Source organism: Nostoc sp. FACHB-152 (assembly GCF_014697475.1).
GTDB lineage: Bacteria > Cyanobacteriota > Cyanobacteriia > Cyanobacteriales > Nostocaceae > Nostoc_B.
In genome coordinates this window covers 22948-31615 of the sequence record NZ_JACJRV010000079.1, presented here as the reverse complement: position 1 = coordinate 31615, position 8668 = coordinate 22948, and the positions used below count along the sequence as shown (strand labels likewise).

Below are 8668 nucleotides of genomic sequence, written 5' to 3'. Positions count from 1 at the left end.
ACATTGTGATATTTCAACGAAAGATAAGGGTTTCAAAGCCTCTCCCCCTGTGGGGGAGAGGTTTGGAGAGGGGTTTTTTAGCTCCGTCGAACTCACGTTAATTAAACAGACGAGTTATGTATTATCCCTAGTAATACCAAGGAGATATAAGTGAAACGGTGCATCCTTGTTGTGTACCTGTGAGAACCGAAGCCGAAATTGCGATCACTGAAGCTTATTTAAAAGCTGGACAGATTAATCAGGCGCAGCAATTTGCCCAAAAGATTCAGTATTGCCGAACAATACCGAATTAGCAAACAGCCGCAAAAAGCGGCGGCAATTTTAGACCAAGGCGTTGCAGTGGCTCGAACAGTAGATAAAATTACGATTTTTTACGATCGCAATACCTTTTTTACAGTTTCCAATGCAGGTTTACTGTTGGATTTGGCACGAAATTACCTCCAAATCAATCAACGTGAACGCGCAATCGCTGTGCTAGATGAAACTTTAGGGTCAGCACGAACACTCAAGGAAAATAATCTCGGTTCTGTACGAGAACAGGTGCAATATTTACAAGCGATCGCTAAATTGTATACTCAATTGCAACAACGCGATCGCGCTTTAGCTGCGGCAGAAAGTGCCTTTAACTTAGTCGAGCAATTTCCTAAAGATCCGCAATCTAGCTACTACCCTTCTTGGAAAGTACAAACACTTGCTGATGTCGCCCAAATTTTTTATATTGCTAAAGCCCCAGAGAGAGCCAATCAAGTGCTTTCCAGTGCGGTGACTTTAAATAAAACTATCACCGATCCGCAGCAACAGTTATCGGTTTTCAAGCAGTACGCAATCTTGCAGGGCTACCACCGGAAATACTTCTCATACCCCTAGCTGGACATACAAGAGGTCATGCAGGTGTCGCCATTCAAACATCTCAAGGCTGGCTTCTCCACGCTGGCGATGCTTACTTTTACCGCGACGAAATTGGATCTGCTCAACGACGTTGTACACCTGGTTTGCGTGCATATCAGTTGATGATGGAAGTAGACCGCAAGGCTCGGCTGAATAATCAAGACAAGCTCCGTAGATTATCGCTCAATCATAGTAATGATGTCAGCCTGTTTTGCAGCCATGATGCTATTGAGTTCAAAAAGTTTGCAGACCAAAATTAGCCGCATTTACAGGAACTAACTTAGCTACTTGTCACCTGTCGCCTGTCCCCTGTCCCCTACTATGCTTCGATTTTCTTGCCGACTTAGGTGGTGTGCGATGTGCGCCAAAATATTTCTCACTACGGTAGCGTAGCCACACTCGCAATACTTGTGGTATCTGCTCTTTTTCTTCCTTGGTTAGTTTGTTGTAAAGAGATAAAGCCCGTTCACGTTCACCCCGACAGGCTGCATTATTATGAGCATCCCAATAGCTACGGGCTACGCGAATTCGCCGACAAACTTCTTTAATTAACGCCTCTCCTGTGAGTGGCTCATCTTGCTTTGCCATACATCAATAATATAAATGTCTAATGCGATCGTAGCTTGAGGTTAACTAGAAATTCGTAGCACCTGCCCGAAATGACCGAAAATGATTAACGGTTATTTCAACTTTGAGGCAAAGATTAACAATGTACAGTATGCTAAGAGCGATCGCACATCAACTACTCAAGATTGCCAAGTTTGTAATATTTGTCACCTTAATTAGTAATTTAATATTTCCAGTTGCTACTTGGGCTGCTTCTTCTAAATTAGGCATTAATGACGGTCATCTTGCTGCTTGTCCCGCTTCCCCAAACTGTGCTGTCAGTCAAGATGCTGATTCCAAACACGCCATTGACCCCATTACCTATCATGTAGACCGCGCTCAAGCACGAGAAACCTTACTCAAAGTTCTCACGGTTGTTCCCCGCACAGAAGTTGTAGAACAGACAGATAATTACATTCATGCTCTTTCTAAAAGCCGGATCTTCAAATTTACTGATGATGTAGAGTTTTATTTTCCGACTAATGAGTCAGTAATTCATATGCGATCTGCTTCGCGCATTGGAGATTCAGACCTCGGTGTTAACCGCAGACGTTTAGAGCAAATTCGGCTAGCTCTGCAAGATTTAAAAATTTAGTAGGATCATCATTTAGTGTATTAACTAAATCCGCCATTTTGTAATAGCAATCTGTGTAGTAATTATGCAGAAATTGTCTCTCAATAAGAATACTATTTGATTTACAAACTACTGGTAATAGCAGGCAATAGATTTGTTTGAACATCATTCATTTGGCGTTGTGTTACGGCTATGTAATGATTTGGGAGTTTAAGAAAATCAAGATTAGCCGTAACGCACTCCTTCTCTCGGTGCGTTATAGAAACGCTTAACGCACCCTACAATTTAAGTTTTACTGAACATCGCCCAAAGGTTTTGACGAATTAGTATTAAGCAGAGTTTTTAATTGAAAAAAACTTGGCAATAAATTTTTTTATATAAAAATCATCTTCAAGAATTGATTTTGGTGTTAAAAAAATTTGCTGCATGGGAACTCTAAATTACTAGAGACTCTGCATATTAATTATCAAGATGAAGGCAGTATGAATATGGGAATGAATTTGGCACTCGTAATTGATGGATATCAACTGGTTGAACAACTGTATTTCAGTTCTAGAACTATAGTTTACCGGGGTATCCATGATGTAGAGCAGCAAAGTGTCATAATCAAATACCTAAATCGGGATTACCCAACTTTTAGCGAACTGCTGCATTTCCGCAATCAATATATGATTGCTAAAAATCTTGACTTACCAGGAGTAGTTAAACCCTACAGTCTAGAAAGATATCATAATAGCTATGCACTATTGATGGAAGACTTTGGTGGCATTTCTCTACGAGAATATACAGAAAAACATACATTAGAACTGGGCGAATTTTTAGCGATCGCAATTCAACTTGCAGACATTCTCAACGGACTGTATCAGCATCGGGTAATCCACAAAGATATTAAGCCAGCTAATATTGTCATTCATCCCGAAACAAAACAAGTCAAATTAATTGACTTTAGCATTGCTTCTCTACTGCCAAGAGAAACTCAAGAAATTAAAAATCCGCAGATTTTAGAAGGTACTCTTGCTTATATTTCTCCCGAACAAACTGGACGCATGAATCGGGGTATTGATTATCGCAGTGATTTCTATTCCTTAGGAGTAACTTTTTTTGAATTACTCACAGGTCAACTTCCCTTCTGCTCAAATGACCCAATGGAATTGATTCACTGTCATATTGCTAAAATGCCTACGGTAATAGGAAACAGCGAAGAAATTCCGCAAGTAATTTCTGATATTGTGATGAAACTGATGGCGAAGAACGCTGAAGACCGCTATCAGAGTGCATTAGGCTTAAAATTTGATTTACAAAATTGCTTAGAACAACTGAAGACAACAGGCACAATTGCAGACTTCGCTATTGCAAGTCGGGATGTGTGCGATCGCTTTCTGATTCCGGAAAAACTTTACGGACGTGAAACCGAAGTTGCTACCCTACTACAAGCCTTTGAGCGCATCAGTAGCGGAAGTGCAGAAATTATGTTAGTGGCTGGTTTCTCTGGAATTGGCAAAACCGCAGTTGTTAACGAAGTTCACAAGCCGATTGTGCGGCAGCGTGGTTACTTCATCAAAGGTAAATTTGACCAATTTCAGCGCAATATTCCATTTTCTGCTTTTGTGTTGGCATTACGCGACTTAATGGGGCAACTGCTAACTGAAACCGACACCCAACTCCAACAATGGCAGGCAAAAATTCTCTCGGCGTTGGGTAAGAATGGGCAGGTATTGATTGATGTCCTTCCCGAACTAGAAGGAATTATTGGCAAACAACCGCCTGTTATCGAACTTTCTGGGAGTGCTGCTCAAAATCGCTTCAATTTGCTGTTCCAAAAGTTTATTCATGCACTCACCAGCCCAGAACATCCTTTAGTAATTTTCCTCGATGATTTGCAATGGGCAGATTCAGCATCACTACAACTGATGCAACTGCTAATGAGTGACAGGGAAACTGGCTATCTCCTGTTAATTGGTGCTTACCGCGATAATGAAGTCAATCCAGCCCATCCCTTGATGCTGGCGATAAACGATATTAGCAAAACAGGAGCGATCGCAAATACTATTACCTTAACTCCCCTCCAGATATCTGACCTGAATCATTTAATTGCCGATACTCTCAGTTGCCCAGTTACACTAGCCGCATCCTTAACTGAATTGGTATATCGGAAAACTCAAGGTAATCCTTTTTTCGTTACCCAATTTCTCAAAACATTGCATGAAGAAGGATGGATTACCTTTGATACTCAAAAAGGGTATTGGCAAGCAGATATTACTCACATTCAAGCATTGACGCTTACCGATGATGTTGTTGAGTTCATGGTGCGTCAAATCCAGAAATTGCCCTTAGCTGCCCAATCTGTCTTAAAATTAGCGGCCTGTATTGGTAACTCTTTTGATCTGGCAACCCTCGCCATTATTTATGAAAAATCCCTAGCTGATACCGCCGCAGATTTGTGGAGAGCGTTGCAAGAAGGGTTAATTTTACCAACCAGTGAAGTTTATAAATTTTTTCAAGACTCCAGTAATACTAGTGAATCTCAGGAACTAGGAATTACCAGTCAGCAATTACCCCACTACAAATTTTTACACGATCGCGTCCAACAAGCCGCCTATTCGCTCATCCCAGAAGAACAAAAACAAACAACTCACCTACAAATTGGGCAACTATTACTGAACCATACAAGTCTTACCCAACAAGACGAGAAGCTGTTTGAGATTGTCAACCAATTAAACATCGGTAAAAATCTCATTAGTGAACAAACACAACAGATTGAACTTGCTCAACTTAATCTTAAAGCTGGTAACAAAGCTAAATCCGCAACTGCATACACCGCCGCATCTGAGTATTTCCTCACAGGTCTCAGCTTGTTACCTGAGCAACCCTGGCAAGCACATTACACCTTGACCCTGAAACTTTACGAAGCTGCTACCGAGACTGCTTATTTAATTGGCAATCAGGAACAGATGGCACAATTAGCAGCTGTGATTTTAGAACAGGCTAACTCTTTGTTAGATAAAGTCAAGGTTTATGAAATCAGAATCCAAGCGGCTCAAGCCCAACATCAATTTCTCCAAGCAGTAAACTTGGCACTGGAAATTTTAGCGTATCTCGGAATCAGTTTCCCTCAACAACCCAGCGCAGCAGAGATTGGACAGGCTTGTGCGGTAACTAACTCAATTCTGGCAGACTGGCAAACGTTAGATTTAATTACTTTACCCGAAATGCGGGAGCCAGAAAAAATAGCCGCCATTAGAATTCTGACTAGTGTTTCTTCTTCTGCCTATGTTGCAGCCCCAACGCTATTACCATTTTTGATTTTAGAGCAGGTGAATTTATCAGTTCAGTATGGCAATATTTCATACTCAGCAAACGGTTATGCCTACTATGGACTGATGCTCTGTGGGGTGATGGGAGAAATTGAGCGCGGCTATCAGTTTGGACAATTGGCACACCTGCTGCTAGAAAAGTTAAACGCCAAAGAAATGAAAGCTAGAGCCTATGTCGGAGTCCACTGTAGTGTTTGGCATTGGAAAGAACCACTGAGGAATACTTTACCGTTTTTGCGAGATGGCTATCAAAGTGGGCTGGAAACAGGAGATTTAGAATCAGCCACTATCTGTGCATTCACATACGTGATGCACTCTTGGTTTAGCGGTAAAGAATTAGTAGATTTAAGTCGAGAGAGTGCAGTCTTCCGTTTACAACTGACTCAATCCAACCAGGAAGGGCTTCTTAGCCATTTGACGATTTTTCAGCAAGCAATTTTAAATTTAATTGGTGATGGTACAGAAGCATGGCAACTGGTAGGAGATGCATTCGATCAAAACCAAATGCTGCCGAGAATTCAGCAAGCAGGCGACCAAACGGCGTTATGTTATTTCTATATCAGCAAACTTTTGCTTTGCTATTTATTTGGTCAGTTTGAGTTAGCAGTTGCAGCTGCGATCGCCATTGAAAACCACTTAGCTGGTGCTACAGGATTATTCCTAGTTCCTGTTTTCCATACTTATGATTCTTTGGCACATTTAGCGATATATTCTCAAGTTTCACCAGCCCAACAACAAAGCATTCTCCAGCGAGTGATGGCGAACCAAGAAAAATTGCAAACTTGGGCTGGCCATGTCAGCGAAAATCACTTGCACAAATATTATTTAGTAGCAGCCCAAAAGCAGCGAATTCTCGGCAATAAAGCTGAAGCTATTGAATATTATGACTTAGCAATTAATTTAGCTCACAAAAATCAGTATCTTAATGAAGAAGCTTTAGCTAACGAACTTGCCTGCCAATTTTATTTAGAATGGGGCAAAGAAAAACTGGCTCAGGATTATTTACTCAAAGCTTATTATGCCTATGCTGGTTGGGGAGCGAAAGCCAAGATTAGAGATTTAGAACACAATTACGCCCAGTTGTTAACTCCAGTATTGCAACAAGATAAAATTCCACTGATGCCGAATATTACAATCAGCGCAGTTGATAGTAATACTTTATCTCAACCCAGTTCACACAATTCTTCGACATCTGGCAGTAGTAATGTTTCAGTCACGCTCGATTTAACAACTCTTTTCAAAGCTTCCCAAACTCTCTCCAGTGAAATTCATCTTGATAAACTCTTAGCCACATTACTGAATGTGTTAATGGAAAATGCTGGCGCAGATAAATGTGCTTTGCTATTACTTCAAGAAGAAAGGTTGCTAATTGAAGCAATTAATACTGTCGGTCAGCCAGCAATAGTGATGCAATCTTTATCGCTCGAAGATTCGCAGGATGTACCGATTTCGTTAATCAACCTAGTTAAACGCACCTTAGAACCTTTAACTATTAATAACGCTATTACTCATCCATTAGTGATGGCTGATGCTTACATAATTCATCAACAACCCAAGAGTTTGTTGTGTACACCGATTATTAATCAAGGCAACCTGTTGGGAATTTTATATTTAGAGAACAGCTTGACGGCGGAGGTTTTTACGAGCGATGGCTCCGCCAACGCCAAGGGCGAACGCGTCGAAATGCTCAATTTACTCTGCACCCAAGCGGCGATCGCGTTAGAAAATGCTCGTCTCTATCAGCAAGCGCAGAATTATGCTCAACAGTTAGAGCGATCGCTTGCTCAACAGGAAACTTTATTTAATGCTGTAACGCAGATTCGAGAGTCTTTAGACTTAGATGCTATATTCTGCGCTGTCACCCAAAATGCACGTTCTATTCTCAATGCTGATCGAGTTGGAATTTACCAATTTCATCTCGAAACAAACTACGAATATGGCGAGTTTATCGCTGAAGATGTACTGCCACAATTCCCTGCTGCTTTAGCGGTTCAAGTTCAAGATCATTGCTTTGGCGATAATTATGCGAACCTTTATAAGCAAGGACGTTTCTGTGCAATAGCAGACATCTATACAGCTGATGTGTTGGAATGCCATCGGGCAATTTTAGCGCAATTTCAGATTCGAGCATCACTAGTTGTGCCAATTATGCAAGCTCAGGAACTTTGGGGTTTGCTATGTATTCACCAATGCAATCAACCCCGTGATTGGCAAGCTTCTGAGATTGAATTTGCCAAGCAAATTGCCACTCAAATGGGGGTAGCACTCCAGCAGACGGAGTTGCTGACCAAAACTCGCCAGCAAGCAAACCAATTAGAACAAACACTTCAACATCTGCAACACACCCAAATTCAGTTAGTCCAGAATGAAAAGATGTCAGCCCTGGGGAATCTTGTGGCTGGAGTTGCTCACGAAATCAACAATCCCCTAAGTTTCATTGCAGGTAACATCAACCCAGCTAAAAACTATGTTCAGGATGTATTTAGATTGATTGATTTATATCAACAAAAGTTGTCACATCTCGATTCTGAAATTGAGGCAGAAAAAGAAGCAATTGACTGGGAATATCTTCAAGAAGATTTACCGAAGTTGCTGGATTCGATGACCTTGGGCATTGACCGCATTAAAGATATCAGCATTAGTTTACGAACTTTTTCTAGGGCTGACAAAGATTATAAAATTCCCTTCGATATTCATGAAGGTATCGACAGTACGATTCTCATTTTAAAGCACAGATTGAAAGGTAACGAAAAGCGTCCAGAAATTTTGGTTGTGAAGGATTATGGCAAATTGCCTTGTGTAGAGTGTTTTGCTGGACAACTCAACCAAGTGTTTATGAATCTGCTAGCGAATGCGATCGATGCTTTAGAAGAGTCAAATCAAGGACGTAGTTTTGCCAGTATCCAAGCCCAGCCTAACCAAATTACCATTCAAACGCGTCTGAGTGAAGATGAACAGCAAATGATAATTAAGATTGCTGACAATGGAACCGGAATGAGTGAGGAAGTGAAGCAAAAGATATTTGATTATTTATTCACCACCAAACCAGTCGGACAGGGAACAGGATTAGGACTTGCGATCGCGCACCAAATTGTCGTAGAACGGCATCAAGGAACCCTCAATGTAGATTCTGTTTTCGGACAAGGAACAGAATTTGCGATCGCACTTCCTATTGTGGTTTCGTATCCTAGCCATTCTGAAACTTAGGCGAGATGCGCTCCTAAGTCAGGTAGAAAATAGGTGTTTGGTTGTTGGATTTCTGTCCTCAACCAAACCTAAACTAATT

General features: G+C 41.1%; 6 protein-coding genes. 4 read left to right on the top strand and 2 right to left on the bottom strand.

Features of this window, described 5'->3' with window-relative positions; genetic code table 11:
• Positions 1-252: 252 nt before the first annotated feature.
• Positions 253-867, top strand: coding sequence for a hypothetical protein (locus H6G76_RS30280; RefSeq protein ID WP_190709256.1), 615 nt, complete (start codon positions 253-255; stop codon positions 865-867).
• Here the strand turns inward: H6G76_RS30280 and H6G76_RS37415 are convergent.
• Positions 856-1002, bottom strand: a complete 147-nt coding sequence (locus tag H6G76_RS37415; protein WP_242056580.1) for a hypothetical protein — start codon at positions 1000-1002, stop codon at positions 856-858. The two genes, H6G76_RS30280 and H6G76_RS37415, sit on opposite strands and share 12 nt — an antisense overlap.
• A gap of 8 nt (positions 1003-1010) precedes the next feature.
• Here H6G76_RS37415 and H6G76_RS37410 point away from each other — a divergent pair, with 8 nt between their 5' ends.
• The gene (locus H6G76_RS37410; protein WP_242056579.1) at positions 1011-1148 is read left to right on the top strand and encodes a hypothetical protein; all 138 of its coding nucleotides are present in this window, start codon (positions 1011-1013) and stop codon (positions 1146-1148) included.
• Positions 1149-1179: 31 nt separating this feature from the next.
• On the opposite strand, the gene H6G76_RS30270 is transcribed toward H6G76_RS37410, so the two are convergent.
• On the bottom strand, positions 1180-1476 hold the full coding sequence (locus H6G76_RS30270) for a Precorrin-3B methylase (RefSeq protein WP_190709254.1): 297 nt from the start codon (positions 1474-1476) through the stop codon (positions 1180-1182).
• A 121-nt stretch (positions 1477-1597) separates the two neighbouring features.
• On the opposite strand from H6G76_RS30270, the gene H6G76_RS30265 reads away from it, so the two are divergent.
• Together H6G76_RS30265 and H6G76_RS30260 are read left to right on the top strand one after the other, a co-directional pair.
• A complete protein-coding gene (locus tag H6G76_RS30265) occupies positions 1598-2089 on the top strand; it encodes a DUF1499 domain-containing protein (RefSeq protein WP_190709252.1) in 492 nt (163 codons plus the stop codon).
• Positions 2090-2487: 398 nt separating this feature from the next.
• Positions 2488-8589, top strand: coding sequence for an AAA family ATPase (locus H6G76_RS30260; RefSeq protein WP_313934857.1), 6102 nt, complete (start codon positions 2488-2490; stop codon positions 8587-8589).
• The last annotated feature ends 79 nt before the right edge of the window (positions 8590-8668 follow it).

Excerpts from the sequence above, each read along its gene's own strand:
- H6G76_RS37415 (WP_242056580.1), bottom strand. The coding sequence starts at position 1,002 with ATGCACGCAAACCAGGTGTACAACGTCGTTGAGCAGATCCAATTTCGT.
- H6G76_RS37410 (WP_242056579.1), top strand. The coding sequence starts at position 1,011 with ATGATGGAAGTAGACCGCAAGGCTCGGCTGAATAATCAAGACAAGCTC.
- H6G76_RS30270 (WP_190709254.1), bottom strand. The coding sequence starts at position 1,476 with ATGGCAAAGCAAGATGAGCCACTCACAGGAGAGGCGTTAATTAAAGAA.
- H6G76_RS30265 (WP_190709252.1), top strand. The coding sequence starts at position 1,598 with ATGTACAGTATGCTAAGAGCGATCGCACATCAACTACTCAAGATTGCC.